This window comes from Pseudorhodobacter wandonensis, from assembly GCF_001202035.1.
Taxonomy (GTDB): Bacteria; Pseudomonadota; Alphaproteobacteria; order Rhodobacterales; family Rhodobacteraceae; genus Pseudorhodobacter; species Pseudorhodobacter wandonensis.
Genome location: NZ_LGHT01000031.1, coordinates 101,172 through 114,295, shown reverse-complemented (window position 1 = coordinate 114,295; position 13,124 = coordinate 101,172). Strand labels below are relative to the sequence as shown.

At 58.7% G+C, this 13,124-nt stretch carries 14 protein-coding genes; 7 read left to right on the top strand and 7 right to left on the bottom strand.

Annotation, left to right across the window (positions count from 1 at the left end):
• Nucleotides 1–70: 70 nt before the first annotated feature.
• Nucleotides 71–529, bottom strand: a complete 459-nt coding sequence (locus AKU79_RS09160) for a GatB/YqeY domain-containing protein (protein ID WP_050523284.1) — start codon at nucleotides 527–529, stop codon at nucleotides 71–73.
• Nucleotides 530–709: 180 nt separating this feature from the next.
• On the opposite strand from AKU79_RS09160, the gene carA reads away from it, so the two are divergent.
• Both carA and AKU79_RS09150 read left to right on the top strand, forming a co-directional pair.
• Entirely contained in the window at nucleotides 710–1,873 is a 1,164-nt protein-coding gene (carA, locus tag AKU79_RS09155) for a glutamine-hydrolyzing carbamoyl-phosphate synthase small subunit (RefSeq protein ID WP_050523283.1), read from the top strand.
• Between the two features lie 152 nt (nucleotides 1,874–2,025).
• Complete coding sequence (locus AKU79_RS09150; protein WP_082223985.1) at nucleotides 2,026–3,960, top strand: glycosyltransferase; 1,935 nt, start codon at nucleotides 2,026–2,028, stop codon at nucleotides 3,958–3,960.
• Here the strand turns inward: AKU79_RS09150 and AKU79_RS09145 are convergent.
• Nucleotides 3,957–4,592, bottom strand: a complete 636-nt coding sequence (locus AKU79_RS09145; protein WP_050523282.1) for a GntR family transcriptional regulator — start codon at nucleotides 4,590–4,592, stop codon at nucleotides 3,957–3,959. The two genes, AKU79_RS09150 and AKU79_RS09145, sit on opposite strands and share 4 nt — an antisense overlap.
• 103 nt (nucleotides 4,593–4,695) lie before the next feature.
• On the opposite strand from AKU79_RS09145, the gene AKU79_RS09140 reads away from it, so the two are divergent.
• From AKU79_RS09140 to AKU79_RS09130, 3 genes are all read left to right on the top strand, one after another.
• A complete protein-coding gene (locus tag AKU79_RS09140; RefSeq protein ID WP_050523281.1) occupies nucleotides 4,696–5,343 on the top strand; it encodes a pyrimidine 5'-nucleotidase in 648 nt (215 codons plus the stop codon).
• 75 nt (nucleotides 5,344–5,418) lie between these two features.
• A complete protein-coding gene (locus AKU79_RS09135) occupies nucleotides 5,419–5,661 on the top strand; it encodes a hypothetical protein (RefSeq protein WP_050523280.1) in 243 nt (80 codons plus the stop codon).
• 88 nt (nucleotides 5,662–5,749) lie between these two features.
• Nucleotides 5,750–6,949, top strand: coding sequence for a UbiH/UbiF family hydroxylase (locus AKU79_RS09130; RefSeq protein WP_050523279.1), 1,200 nt, complete (start codon nucleotides 5,750–5,752; stop codon nucleotides 6,947–6,949).
• Between the two features lie 27 nt (nucleotides 6,950–6,976).
• Here the strand turns inward: AKU79_RS09130 and AKU79_RS09125 are convergent, their stop codons facing one another.
• From AKU79_RS09125 to AKU79_RS09115, 3 genes are all read right to left on the bottom strand, one after another.
• Nucleotides 6,977–8,104, bottom strand: a complete 1,128-nt coding sequence (locus AKU79_RS09125; protein ID WP_050523278.1) for an aminotransferase class V-fold PLP-dependent enzyme — start codon at nucleotides 8,102–8,104, stop codon at nucleotides 6,977–6,979.
• An 81-nt stretch (nucleotides 8,105–8,185) separates the two neighbouring features.
• A complete protein-coding gene (locus tag AKU79_RS09120) occupies nucleotides 8,186–8,644 on the bottom strand; it encodes an Lrp/AsnC family transcriptional regulator (RefSeq protein WP_050523277.1) in 459 nt (152 codons plus the stop codon).
• Nucleotides 8,641–9,099 carry an Lrp/AsnC family transcriptional regulator gene (locus tag AKU79_RS09115; RefSeq protein WP_050523496.1) on the bottom strand — a complete coding sequence of 153 codons (459 nt, stop codon included), beginning with the start codon at nucleotides 9,097–9,099 and terminating at the stop codon, nucleotides 8,641–8,643. The genes AKU79_RS09120 and AKU79_RS09115 overlap by 4 nt, the downstream gene beginning before the upstream one ends.
• Before the next feature lie 139 nt (nucleotides 9,100–9,238).
• Here AKU79_RS09115 and ilvC point away from each other — a divergent pair, with 139 nt between their 5' ends.
• The gene (gene ilvC, locus AKU79_RS09110) at nucleotides 9,239–10,261 is read left to right on the top strand and encodes a ketol-acid reductoisomerase (RefSeq protein ID WP_050523495.1); all 1,023 of its coding nucleotides are present in this window, start codon (nucleotides 9,239–9,241) and stop codon (nucleotides 10,259–10,261) included.
• A gap of 63 nt (nucleotides 10,262–10,324) precedes the next feature.
• Nucleotides 10,325–11,200, top strand: a complete 876-nt coding sequence (locus AKU79_RS09105; RefSeq protein WP_050523276.1) for a DMT family transporter — start codon at nucleotides 10,325–10,327, stop codon at nucleotides 11,198–11,200.
• Here the strand turns inward: AKU79_RS09105 and folP are convergent.
• A complete protein-coding gene (gene folP / locus AKU79_RS09100; protein WP_050523275.1) occupies nucleotides 11,175–12,167 on the bottom strand; it encodes a dihydropteroate synthase in 993 nt (330 codons plus the stop codon). The two genes, AKU79_RS09105 and folP, sit on opposite strands and share 26 nt — an antisense overlap.
• The gene (locus AKU79_RS09095; RefSeq protein WP_050523274.1) at nucleotides 12,164–13,051 is read right to left on the bottom strand and encodes a dihydroneopterin aldolase; all 888 of its coding nucleotides are present in this window, start codon (nucleotides 13,049–13,051) and stop codon (nucleotides 12,164–12,166) included. The genes folP and AKU79_RS09095 overlap by 4 nt, the downstream gene beginning before the upstream one ends.
• Nucleotides 13,052–13,124 lie beyond the last annotated feature (73 nt).

Sequence of the window (13,124 nt, the reverse complement as noted above, 5' to 3'; positions counted from 1 at the left end):
TAGATGCAAAAGCCCTGCACTTTTGGGTGCAGGGCATATTGTTTTCACGCAGCGGTAATTCGTGCCCTGCTTATCCCAGCTTGTCCTTGACCCGCGGCCCGACAGCACCAAAATCCATCTGGCCGGTGAATTTGCCTTTCAGCACAGCCATCACCTTGCCCATATCGCGGATCGAGGATGCCCCCGCCTCGGCAATCGCAGCAGTAATCGCGGCGTCGACCTCATCATCCGGCAATTGACGCGGCAAGTATTCCTCAATCACCGAAATCTCGTTCAGTTCTTTCTCGGCCAGTTCCAACCGCCCGCCTTCTTCATAGACGCGCGCGCTTTCCTGCCGCTGCTTGACCATTTTCGACAGAATCGCCGTGATCTCAGCCTCCGAGACCTCGCCTTCGCCGCCTTCGCCCCGTTGGGCAATCTCACGATCCTTGATCGCGGCATTGATCAGGCGCAGCGTCGAAAGCCGTTCCACCTCTTTGGCGCGCATCGCATCTTTTAGGGCGGCTTGCAGCCGATCACGCAAAGTCATTCTGATTTCTTTCCCAGAGTTTCAGCAACTGCCGACCATAGCGCGAAGCGAAAGGCGAGGCAACTGATGATGAAAATCGTAAATCATTGGTTTTGCACGTTATTCCATTTCAGCACCACCCTTGACCCCGCAGCCCATGGCCCGTAGTGTCCCCAAAATCCGGCCAGAGAGAGTCGTACCATGCCCCAAACTGCACAAATCACTGATAAACCAACCGCTTGCCTTGCGCTGGCCGATGGAACCATCTTTTACGGGCGCGGCTTTGGCGCAACCGGCCAAACGGTGGCCGAGCTGGTGTTCAACACCGCGATGACCGGCTATCAGGAAATCATGACAGATCCGTCCTACGCGGGTCAGGTTGTCACCTTTACCTTTCCGCATATCGGCAACACCGGTGTGACGCCCGAAGATGACGAAACCACCGATCCGGTGGCGGCGGGCATGGTGGTGAAATGGGATCCGACCGACCCTTCCAACTGGCGCGCAACGGCGGAATTGACCGATTGGCTGCTGTCCAAAGGCCGTATTGGCATTGGCGGCCTTGATACACGGCGTCTGACCCGCGCAATCCGCCAGCAAGGTGCGCCGCATGTGGCGCTTGCCCATGATCCGGACGGCAATTTTGATATTGAGGCGCTGGTCGCTGCTGCACGTGCGTGGCGCGGCCTCGAAGGCCTTGATCTGGCCAAAGAGGTAACTTGCGCGCAAAGCTATCGCTGGGATGAAATGCGTTGGGCCTGGCCTCAAGGCTATACTAAGCGCACGGGCGATGGCCTGCGCGTGGTTGCCATAGATTTCGGCGCAAAACGCAACATCTTGCGCTGCTTGGCTTCGTCGGGTTGTGACGTGACCGTACTGCCCGCAACCGCCACGGCCGAGGATGTTTTGGCGCTGAACCCCGAAGGGGTTTTCCTGTCAAACGGCCCGGGCGACCCTGCCGCAACCGGCGAATATGCGGTTGGCATGATCAAAGGCGTCTTGGATGCTGACATCCCGGTTTTCGGTATTTGCCTTGGGCATCAGATGCTTGCGCTGGCGCTGGGTGGCAAAACCATCAAGATGAACCACGGCCACCACGGTGCGAACCACCCCGTTAAGGATTACGACACCAACAAAGTCGAAATCACCTCGATGAACCACGGCTTTACCGTTGATGCGCAAACCTTGCCAAAAGGCGTGCGCGAAACCCATGTCAGCCTGTTTGACGGGTCTAACTGTGGCATCGCGGTGGATGGCAAACCTGTGTTTTCCGTGCAGTACCACCCCGAGGCAAGCCCCGGCCCGCAAGACAGCTATTACCTGTTTGAGCGATTCGCCGAAGCGATGAAAGCCCGCCGCGCTTGATAACCTTGCCAGCAGGACATTCAAGATTTAGTGGCCCGAGATATACGGGCCACTACCTACCCTGCCCATTTTATAAAAAACTCATTTAAAATTAATGCGTTAACTCGCCATTAACTGGAATCTCCCCATTCTGATCCTAACAAGGGGGGATAATGACCGCTTCCAACCGCATCGCCAACGCCAACCTGATACCCGTTTCTGGCCGCCAAAATACGCTTGGCCACGTGGCGCAGGTGTTTCCTGACCCGCAGCGCAAACGGCGCATCGCAATTACGGCGCCATCGGTGCGGTCACTTGGTATCACACTGCTGCGTGACGGGTTGATCTCGGCGGATGATCTGGTGCAGGCACTGTCTTTGCAAAAACGGCATCGGGGGCGGCTTAGCGACATCCTTTTGGCGCGGCAAATGATTGCCGAAAAGCCGCTGTATCAGGCACTGGCACGGCATTGGAACGTACGGCTGATAAATCCTTTGTCCAAACCTGCAGATCCCCGTCTGATTGACCGTCTGGGCGCCGCCACTTGCCTGCGCGAAGGGTTGATCCCTTGGCAGGCTGTCGGAGAAATCGTAGTGGTCGCCACCGCCTACCCCGAAGATTTTGCAAAACATTCCAAGATGTTGCGCGCGGCTTTCGGTTCGGTAGTCATGGCCCTTGCCCCTGTATCCCAAATTCAGGCGGCAGTGATGAAGGCCCGCTCGGCGCTGTTGAATGACGCTGCCGAAAACCGCGTCGCAGCATCGGAAAGCTGCCGCAACTATGGCAGCGAAGGCTTGGCAATCAAGGTCGCCTTGGGCATTGGCGTGTTTTGCCTCGGCCTGTGGCTCTCGCCCAGTTTTGTTGGGCTGGCCTTTACCTTTTGGGCCAGTTTGACGCTGTTCTTATCAACCGCCTTGCGTACAGGTGCCGTTATTGCCGCCCTGCGCTACATTGAGCCACCAAACCCCGCGCCCATCATCGCCCGCCCGCCGACGGTTTCGATTATGGTCGCGCTGTTCAAAGAAGGCGATATCGCCCCGCGCCTGATCAGGCGCTTGGACCGGTTGGAGTATCCGCGCGATCTGCTTGATATTCTGTTGGTCGTGGAAGAGAACGACCACCTTACCCGTAATGCGTTGAAATCGGTGGATTTGCCACCATGGATGCGGGTTGTTGTGGTGCCGGACGGGCCGTTGAAAACCAAACCCCGCGCCTTGAATTTTGGCCTCGACCTGTGCCGAGGCTCTATCATCGGGGTTTATGACGCCGAAGACGCACCCGAGCCTAGCCAGATTCGCAAAGTGGTGGAACGCTTCTACCAGCGCGGCGCCGATGTTGCCTGCCTGCAAGGCATACTTGATTTCTACAACCCGAACACCAACTGGCTATCTCGTTGTTTTACAATGGAATATGCCTCTTGGTTCCGCATCATCCTGCCGGGGTTGCAACGTCTGGGCTTTGCCATCCCCTTGGGCGGGACAACGCTGTTTTTCCGCCGTGCCGCCCTAGAGGATCTGGGCGGTTGGGATGCGCATAATGTGACCGAAGATGCCGATCTCGGGATGCGTCTGGCGCGGCACGGCTACCGGACCGAAATGCTGGATACGGTCACAGAAGAAGAGGCAAATTGTCGTACCTTGCCATGGGTGCGGCAGCGGTCCCGTTGGTTAAAGGGCTATATGATGACTTGGGCCGTGCATATGCGCGCACCGGTCTTGCTCTGGCGGCAATTGGGGGCGTGGAAATTCATAGGATTTCAGGTCTTGTTCCTCTGCACCCTGTCGCAATTCCTGCTTGCACCGGTGCTTTGGTCATTCTGGCTTGTACCGCTCGGGTTTTCCCACCCTCTGGCCGCGGCACTGTCACCTTTGGCAATGCTGGCGCTCTACGGGTCGTATTTGCTGACCGAGGTGATCAACCTGACGGTGAATGTCATGGGCCTGCGCAAAACCAACCACAGCATCAACAAACTCTGGGTTGCAACATTGCACTTCTATTTTCCGTTGGGGGCATTGGCATCATACAAAGCGGCTTGGGAAATGGTCACCAAACCCTTTTATTGGGATAAAACCAGCCATGGCCATTTTGACCAATCAGCCCCGCATTAACGGGTTTTTATCTCGCCCGCATCAATACGCAGCCGCGTCTCGAACGCCTTGGAAATATGGCTGCGCAAGGCGTTATAGGCCGCATCACCGTCACGCGCCTCTATCGCCGCAACGATAGCATCATGTTCCGCCAGCCCGATCGCATCGCGCCCTTCGGCCGCAAAAGACGTGGTCGCCATCAGCGCCATCGAGCGATGCACCAAATCCAATTGCTGCACCAAAAAGCGGTTATGCGAGGCCAGATGAATTTGCTTGTGAAACCGCTTGTTCGCGCGGCTCAGGCTGCGCGGATCGCCCCCCAACAAGGCCTTGTCATCCTCAACCATGCTGCGCAAAACATGGATTTCTTCTTCAGTTGCATGGCGCGCGGCCAAACGCGCGGCCAGCCCTTCCAGTTCGGTGCGAACGGCATATAGCTCGGCCAGTTGGTTATGGTTCAACGAGGCCACAATCAGGCTGCGGCCATCGCGCGTCAGCATCGACTGGGTTTCCAACCGCTGCAACGCCTCACGCACCGGGGTGCGCGATACACCAAAGCGGTCGGCCAGCTCGGATTCGACCAACCTGTCTCCCGGCTTGTAAACGCCCGCGTCAATCGCCTCGAGGATCAGGGTATAGGCATCTTTTTGCACAATTTCGCACCTTTTCTAACTGCCAGTCAGGTTAGCGGGCCTTGCGCCCCATCTCAACCGCAATCGCATTGCCAAACCGCCGCATGCGCCCTAGTTTAGGCGCATGCCAACACAAGATTTCACACAGGTTCGGTCCTGGGTCTTTGACCTCGACAACACGCTATACCCGCCTGCCGCCCGTCTGTTTGATCAGATCGAGGTGCGGATGACCAATTGGGTGATGCAAAGCCTGAATGTCGACCGGCCCGAGGCCGACCGTTTGCGACGCCACTATTGGGCGCAATATGGCACAACCCTTGCAGGGCTTATGCACGAACATGGTGTCGACCCTGCCCCCTATTTGACCGACGTCCATGATATTTCGCTGGATCACCTCGGACAGGATCTGGATCTGGCCTCTCACATCCGCGCCCTTCCGGGGCGGCGGATCGTTTATACCAACGGTTCAGGCCCCTATGCCGAACGGGTTTTGGCGGCGCGCGGGCTGTCAAACCTGTTTGATGCGGTTTACGGCGTCGAACACGCAGGCTTTCGCCCCAAACCGGAACGCATTGCTTTTGAAACGATTTTTGCCCTTGATAAGCTGAACCCAAGCCAAGGCGCGATGTTCGAAGATGACAGCCGCAACCTAACCGCACCGCATCAGATGGGGATGCGCACTGTCCACGTCGCACCAACGGCCGAACCTGCTGCCCATATCCATCACCATACCAGCGATTTGACCGGCTTTCTGGCAAAACTCATTGGCTAAACGCCGCTGCGGCACGCTGCCACATGGTCTCCACGTCTCTGCACGCTACCTACCCCCTGCGAACAGGAGAATGAAATGAACACCAACACAAAACGCGTGCCCCTTGGGATGCGCATACTTTTTGCCACCCCGTTTTTCGGCCAGATTGCGCGCGATATTCAAAAAGACATCAACAGCATCTACTACGCCTTGGTGATTTTGGTAACCTGCGTAGTTCTAGGGGTTAAGGCTTGGGGTCTGGTTGCCCTTGCCATGACCGCGCTTGCCTTTGTGCCGGTGATCCTTATCACCTTGATTGCGATCACTTTGGGCAAATAGCGGCGCTTTGTCCCTTGGACGCGGGCACATTATCGGCCTATCTAAATGCCAAAGCCCCGCTCAGGGGGCCTGCAGGAAGGCGCAATGAATGACCCGTGAAACCGTTGATATCCTGATCTCCGGCGGCGGAGTCGCCGGTCTTTCGGCGGCTGCCGCCTTTGGCAGCGCCGGCTTTTCAGTGCTCTGCGTCGACCCGACCGCCCCCGTCACCGACCGCCAAAGCGCCGGTGCTGATATGCGCAGCACAGCGTTCCTGATGCCCTCGATCACCTTACTGCAAGACATCGGGCTGTGGGACAGGCTGTCGCCCTTTTCTGCGGCCCTGCAAATCATGCGTATTGTCGATGCCGGCGGTACCGCAGGCGAAGCCCGCCAAACCCGCGACTTTGACGCCGCAGAATTGTCCGACACCCCTTTTGGCTACAACTTGCCGAACTGGCTCTTGCGCCGCGAAATGCTGGCGCATGTGCAGGGCTTACCAAATGTCACCTTCCGCCTCGGCGTCGCGACAACCTCGGTACTCACGCGCGAGAGTGAGGCTTTGGTCGGCCTGTCCGATGGCACGTCCTGGCGGGCCAAGCTGCTGATCGGCGCGGATGGCCGCAACTCAGCAGTCCGTCAGGCTGCTGGTATTGATGTCAAAACAACACGCTACGGGCAAAAGGCCTTGGCCTTCACCACCACCCACCCAATTCCGCATCACAATGTTTCGACCGAGGTGCATCGCTCGGGCGGGCCTTTCACAATGGTGCCTCTGCCCGACCATGACGGCCTGCCTGCCTCGGCAGTTGTCTGGATGGAACATGGCCCCGAGATCGCCCGTCTAGCCGCCCTGCCCCAAGCCGCCTTCGAAGCCGAGATGAACCTGCGCGCCTGCCACATCTTGGGCCCGATGACGCTGAACAGCCCGTTAACCTCTTGGCCCATCATCAGCCAAATCGCCGCCCGCATGTCTGGCCAACGCACCGCCTTGATGGCCGAGGCCGCGCATGTCGTGCCGCCAATCGGCGCGCAAGGCCTGAATATGAGCCTGGCTGATCTGGCGGTTTTGCACGAATTGGCATTGGCCACACCTGCGGCAATCGGGTCGGAAAAAATGCTCGACGCCTACCACAAACGCCGCCACCGCGAGGTGCAGGCCCGCGTCACGGCGATTGACGCGCTCAACCGGACGTCGATGTTGGGCGCGCCATTGTTGCGCGACCTGCGGGCAAACATTCTCGGCGCGCTTTATGCCACCGCGCCAGTTCGAAAAACGCTGATGAAGGCGGGCCTTGGCTTACGCTAACCACCGCCTTCATCTTGGCCCAAATACCTATAAAACAGCGTCGACCGCCCGCTCCAACCGTTTCACAGTTCCGGCAACATCTGCCAGTTTATCCAGCCCGAACAAGCCGATACGAAAGGTTTTGAACGCAGCGCCTTCGCCAACTTGCAGCGGCACACCTGCGGCAATTTGCAGGCCTTTTTCGCGGAATTTCGCACCGTTCTGAATCGCCGGATCATCGGTATAGCTAACCACAACCCCCGGCGCGGCAAAGCCTTCGGCAGCAACCGAAACCAGCCCGCGCGCAGCAAACAGTGCCCGCACGGCGCGGCCCAGCTCCCATTGCGCGGCCTTAGCTTCGGCAAATCCCATGGCTTTGGTTTCACGCACCGCATCCAAAAACCCGACCAAAGCATCGGTCGGCATCGTGGCATGATAGGCATGCCCGCCCGCCTCATAGGCCGCCATGATGCTGCGCCACTTCTTCAAATCCAGCGCAAAACTGTCCGAGCTTGTCGCCTCCAACCGCGTCACAGCGGCGGCAGACATCATCACCAAACCCGCCGAAGGGCTGGACGACCACACCTTTTGCGGCGCCGTGATCAGCACATCGACGCCGGTTTCCGCCATGTCCACCCATATACAGCCGCTTGCGATGCAATCCAGCACCATAATCGCCCCAACCTCATGCGCGGCCGCCGCCATTTGGCTAATATAGTCATCCGGCAAGATAATTCCGGCGCTGGTTTCAACATGCGGGGCAAAAACCACCTCGGGTTTCACCTCATGAATGCGGGCCACCACATCGGCGATCGGCGGCGGCGCATAGGGCGCGCGCGGGTCGTTGCCGGTTTGCCGCGCCATCACCACATCGACATTCGCTGCAAAACCGCCCGCCTCAAAAATCTGGCTCCAGCGATAGGAAAACCAGCCGTTGCGCACGACCAGCACCCGTGCGCCACGGCCAAACTGCCGCGCCACCGCTTCCATCCCATAGGTGCCACCACCCGGCACAACCGCCACAGCCTCGGCACTATACACCTCGCGCAGTGTGGCCGAAATCTCGCGCATCACGCCTTGGAACTTGGCCGACATATGGTTCAGCGACCGGTCCGAGAAAACGACCGAGAATTCTTCCAGCCCGTTCGGGTCAATTTCGGGGTGCAACGCGGCCATAATTTTTCCTTTCAAAGGGGTTCCCACTGTTTCAAAGCAGATCGCGCCTGATTTCAAGCAAAAACGCGCAGGCTGCGGCGCTTAGCCCAACGGCCCCGGCCGCACTTCTTCGGTCAGCAGCACATTTGCCTCTACCTGCCCCACACCCGGCAGCGTCATAATCCGCCGCCGCAAGACACGTTCGAAATCGGCAATGTCGCGGGCAACCACCCGCAAACGATAGTCAAACAGGCCCAGAACGTGCTGCACAATCTGCACCTCGGGAATAGCCTGTACCGCGCGCTCAAAATCCTCCAATGACACACGGCCCTTGGTCGCCAGTTTCACGCCCAAAAACACCGTCACGCCGAACCCCAGCGCAGGGCGGTCCACCTCAACCCGCCTGCCCGCGATGATTCCCGCCTCTTCCATGCGCTTGATCCGCCGCCACGCGGCAGGCTGGCTTAGGCCCAAACGGCGGCCCAGCTCGCCCGCGCTGGTCGTCGCATCACGTGACAGGCTGCGCAAAAGGGCGCGATCAAGGTCATCTAGGTCAATCATAGTGGCAAGGCACTTTCGTCTTTTATGGTCGCTATCAGCATCAAGGCCTCAATATCGGCGATATGTGGCAGGGTTAAAATGCGCTTGCGATAGATGTCCTGATATTGCGCCATATCGCGGGCAATCACGTTCAGGCGCACATCCACGCGGCCTAAAAAAGTTTCAATTCCAATGACTTCCGGCACGTCGCGCGCCGCAGCCAGAAACTCGTCAAAGGCGCGGGGCTCGGTTTTATCAAGGTTAAAGCGCAAGGAAACCTCGACCTCATAGCCCAAGGCCCGCCAGTTGATAATGGCGACGGGTGCTGCAATCAGCCCCGCCTCTTGCATCTTTTCCAGTCGCCGCCAGCAAGTGGCAACCGTCACCCCTGCCCGCTCGGCCAATTGCGCATTGGCCAAGGCGGGATCGGCCAGAAAATGGCGTAAGATGCGGCGGTCGGTATCGTCTATTTGCATGAATTTTTCATATTCCGGTATTTGACGAATGATCTTTCTCATATTTCGCAAAATACGTCAAACTTTGCAGCCGCTACACGGCATTATCCCCTATTCTGCCCCCATCAAAGGCGAAAGCCCAAACCAAAAGGAAAAAACTATGCGCGTGTATTATGACCGTGATGCTGACATCAACCTGATCAAAGATAAAAAAGTCGCGATCCTCGGCTACGGCTCGCAGGGCCACGCCCATGCGCTGAACCTGCGCGATTCCGGCGCGAAAAACCTTGTTGTTGCCCTGCGCGAAGGCAGCCCATCGGCGAAAAAAGCCGAAGGCGAAGGCCTGAAAGTTATGGGTATCGCCGAAGCAGCCGCTTGGTGCGACCTGATCATGTTCACCATGCCCGACGAATTGCAGGCTGAAACCTACAAGAAATACGTCCATGACAACCTGCGCGAAGGTGCTGCGATTGCATTCGCCCACGGCCTGAACGTGCATTTCGGCCTGATCGAGCCAAAAGCCGGCGTTGACGTCATCATGATGGCACCAAAAGGCCCAGGCCACACCGTGCGCGGCGAATACACCAAAGGCGGCGGCGTGCCTTGCCTTGTTGCCGTTCATCAGGATGCAACCGGCAAAGCGATGGAACTGGGCCTGTCCTATTGCTCGGGCATCGGTGGTGGTCGTTCGGGCATCATTGAAACCAACTTCCGTCAGGAATGTGAAACCGACCTGTTTGGCGAGCAAGCTGTTCTCTGCGGCGGTCTGGTTGAACTGATCCGCATGGGCTTTGAAACGCTGGTTGAGGCTGGTTACGAGCCTGAAATGGCTTACTTTGAATGCCTGCACGAAGTGAAACTGATCGTTGACCTGATCTATGAAGGCGGCATCGCCAACATGGACTACTCGATCTCGAACACCGCCGAGTATGGCCAGTATGTTTCCGGTCCGCGCATCCTGCCTTACGACGAAACCAAGGCCCGGATGAAAGCTGTTTTGTCCGACATCCAGTCCGGCAAATTCGTGCGCGACTTCATGCTGGAAAACGCTGTTGGCCAGCCCACGATCAAAGCATCGCGCCGCTCGAACGACGAGCACCAGATCGAACTCGTTGGCAAAAAGCTGCGTGACATGATGCCTTGGATCTCCAAAGGCAAAATGGTTGATAAAGCCCGCAACTAAGGCTTACACTATTCGAACTTTTGGGGGGCCATTTGGCCCCCCTTTTCGATAGAGACTTATACAATGCAAACACCCACCCGCCGCGACTGGATTTCTGTACTTTTCCTTGGCGTGGTCTGGGGTGGCACGTTCATGGTGATCTCATTCGCCCTTCGCGGCTATGGTCCGATCACAGTGGCAACAGCCCGCGTCGTACTGTGCGCTGTCGCACTCACCAGCCTCGCCATTGCCCTCAAACGCCCTTTGCCCGCGCGCGATAGCAAGCTCTGGGCCTACCTTGTCCCGATCGGGTTGCTATCTTCGGCCGTCCCCTTTTCGCTGCTCAGCTGGGGGCAAAGCTTTGTTCCCTCGGCATTTGCGGGGCTTTCAATGGCTGCTGTGCCGTTGTTCGTGTTGCCCTTGGCTTTTTTCTTTGCGGGCGAAACCCTGCACCGCAACAAGGCACTGGGGTTTGGCCTTGGCTTTATCGGCACCATCATTTTGCTGGGGCCAGATATCCTTAGCGGTGGGCCGTTGGTTTTGCCGCGTCTGGCCTGTATTGCGGCGGCGCTTTGCTATGCCTTTGCATCTATCCTGACCCGCCGCTGCCCCAAGATCGACCCGATCACCCTTGCGGCAACCTCGCTTGTTATCGGCGCGGTCCCACTGATCCCGATGATGCTGCTGATGGAAGGCGTGCCGCATTGGGCGGGCGCCGAATCCGGCACCGCGATCATTCTGCTCGGCTTGGTGCCCACTGCGCTTGCCGCTTTGCTGCGCGTGCTGGTCATCCGCTCGGCCGGCTCTGGGTTTATGACCCTGACCAGCTATCAGGTTCCTGTCTGGTCGGTGATATTTGGCGCAACCATCCTGGGCGAAGATCTGCCATTGCGCTTTTTTGCCGCCCTTGCGTTTATTCTGACCGGCTTGGCCCTTAGCCAGCACAAACCGGCGCGTTGATCGCCTGCCACAGCGCAAGCGCCTGCGCGGTTTCAGCCACGTCATGCACGCGCAAAATCTGCACCCCCATCGCCGCCCCATGCAGCGCCACAGCCACAGAACCCGACATCCGGTCTTTTGCCATCTCGGCCCCGCCAATCGTGCCGATAAACTTTTTGCGTGACGCCCCCAGCAACACCGCCACGCCCAAATCATGCAGCCATGGCAAATGCGCCAACAGCGCCAGATTATGCGCCTGCGTTTTCGCAAAACCGATGCCGGGATCAACGATCATCCGGTCGCGCGCAATACCGCGTGCGGCGGCAAACGCCATCCGCTCGGCCAAATGGTCCAGCACCTCGGCCACCACATCATCATAGCGCGGCGCATCCTGCATCGTCGCGGGGTCGCCTTTGGAATGCATCAGGCACACCGGAACGCCACGTTCCGCCACCAGATCGGCAAGCTCGGGGTCATAGCGAAAGGCGGAAACATCATTCACAATATCTGCACCCGCATCCAGCGCCGCCTCGGCGACAGCGGCTTTGCGCGTGTCAATGCTGATCGGGGTCGTAATACCTGCATCGCGCAGCGCGCGGATCACTGGCGCAACACGTGCGATTTCATCTGCAACACCAACCGCTTGCGCACCGGGGCGCGTGCTCTCACCACCGATGTCCAGAATATCGGCCGCCATGGCCTGCGCACGCGCCACCGCCGCCTGCACCGTCGCCAAATCGCCACCATCCGAAAAGCTGTCAGGTGTGACGTTCAAAATTCCCATGATGCGCGGTCGGTCCAGCGCCAAGCCGCACAGCGGCGGTCGCAGCTGTGACAAACGGGTCAATACCGCTTCAGGCACCTCGTGCAATGGCACGGCATCAGCGCCTTGAAACGACATAACCGCCTGAAAACGCACGAAAGCGCTGCCCGCCAAAGGCACCCCGCCCCCGCCGAAACACGGAACAGCCCCATAGCGCCGTGTCATTTGCCTGCCCCCATCACCCGCACCGGCACAGTTACCGGCACAGCCGCAACAGGCGCCGCAGCCCCGATGACAACCAGTTCCACCGCCTGCAATTGCTCGGCCAGCCACACCGCCAGCGCCAGCCCATCACCCTGCGGCCCGTTCACCGCATCCATGACCATGCGCGAGGGCGCCCAAACGCTAATCTGGCCATTCTTTTGCGCCCAATCCAGCTCGGTCCGTGTGGCAACGACATAACAACGCGCATCCTGACTGGCCAGCGCCCAGGCTGCTTGCTCAAGCGCAAGCAGATCAATCCGGCGCTGCGCCTCGGGCGTTGCCGCCTGCGGCAAAGGCAAGCCAAGGCCACCAACAGCCAGAATAAGCGGCACTTGCGTATCAAGCGCCGCAATCCAATCCGCCAGTTGCCCCATGGCAGCAGGCGCAACAAAGACCACCCGAGGGCGCGGCGCCGCGTCATCCGCGCTTGCCTCAACCGCCTCTTTGTCGCGCATGATCTCAACACCAAGATCATAGGGGCCACGGTCGATCTTTTCGATCCGCACAAAAACCCGCATCGCCTGCCGCTCGCGCAATATCCGCAGGGCCACCCGCTCGGCCAGCGTTTCCAACAGGTTGTTGCGCTCGGCCCCCAGCTCTTGCGTCACCGCCTCTGTCAGCCGGTCATAGGACAGGATCAGATCGACATCATCATCCAACGGCTGCGGCACCGGAGCCACCTCAACCACAATGTTGAACCGCACCTTTTGCAGCAGGCCACGCTCTTGCGCAAAGGCACCGATTTCCACCTCGACCACGTAATCGCGCACGGAAATACGGTCATAGCCGCGCGCCATCGCTGCGGCGCGCGTTTCAAGGGGTCCAAAGGCAGGGTTAGAGGTCATAGCTCACTTCTGGTGGCGAAAGTCACGGCTGCAATAGCACGCAAGCCTCCGCCCGGCTATGTCTTATCGCGCC

What these genes read in the sequence shown, in the direction of transcription:
- AKU79_RS09150 (WP_082223985.1), top strand. Translation starts at nt 2,026, where the DNA reads ATGACCGCTTCCAACCGCATCGCCAACGCCAACCTGATACCCGTTTCT.
- folP (WP_050523275.1), bottom strand. Translation starts at nt 12,167, where the DNA reads ATGACACGGCGCTATGGGGCTGTTCCGTGTTTCGGCGGGGGCGGGGTG.
- AKU79_RS09095 (WP_050523274.1), bottom strand. Translation starts at nt 13,051, where the DNA reads ATGACCTCTAACCCTGCCTTTGGACCCCTTGAAACGCGCGCCGCAGCG.
- AKU79_RS09120 (WP_050523277.1), bottom strand. Translation starts at nt 8,644, where the DNA reads ATGATTGACCTAGATGACCTTGATCGCGCCCTTTTGCGCAGCCTGTCA.
- AKU79_RS09140 (WP_050523281.1), top strand. Translation starts at nt 4,696, where the DNA reads ATGCCAACACAAGATTTCACACAGGTTCGGTCCTGGGTCTTTGACCTC.
- ilvC (WP_050523495.1), top strand. Translation starts at nt 9,239, where the DNA reads ATGCGCGTGTATTATGACCGTGATGCTGACATCAACCTGATCAAAGAT.
- AKU79_RS09105 (WP_050523276.1), top strand. Translation starts at nt 10,325, where the DNA reads ATGCAAACACCCACCCGCCGCGACTGGATTTCTGTACTTTTCCTTGGC.
- AKU79_RS09115 (WP_050523496.1), bottom strand. Translation starts at nt 9,099, where the DNA reads ATGCAAATAGACGATACCGACCGCCGCATCTTACGCCATTTTCTGGCC.
- AKU79_RS09130 (WP_050523279.1), top strand. Translation starts at nt 5,750, where the DNA reads ATGACCCGTGAAACCGTTGATATCCTGATCTCCGGCGGCGGAGTCGCC.
- AKU79_RS09135 (WP_050523280.1), top strand. Translation starts at nt 5,419, where the DNA reads ATGAACACCAACACAAAACGCGTGCCCCTTGGGATGCGCATACTTTTT.
- AKU79_RS09160 (WP_050523284.1), bottom strand. Translation starts at nt 529, where the DNA reads ATGACTTTGCGTGATCGGCTGCAAGCCGCCCTAAAAGATGCGATGCGC.
- AKU79_RS09125 (WP_050523278.1), bottom strand. Translation starts at nt 8,104, where the DNA reads ATGGCCGCGTTGCACCCCGAAATTGACCCGAACGGGCTGGAAGAATTC.
- carA (WP_050523283.1), top strand. Translation starts at nt 710, where the DNA reads ATGCCCCAAACTGCACAAATCACTGATAAACCAACCGCTTGCCTTGCG.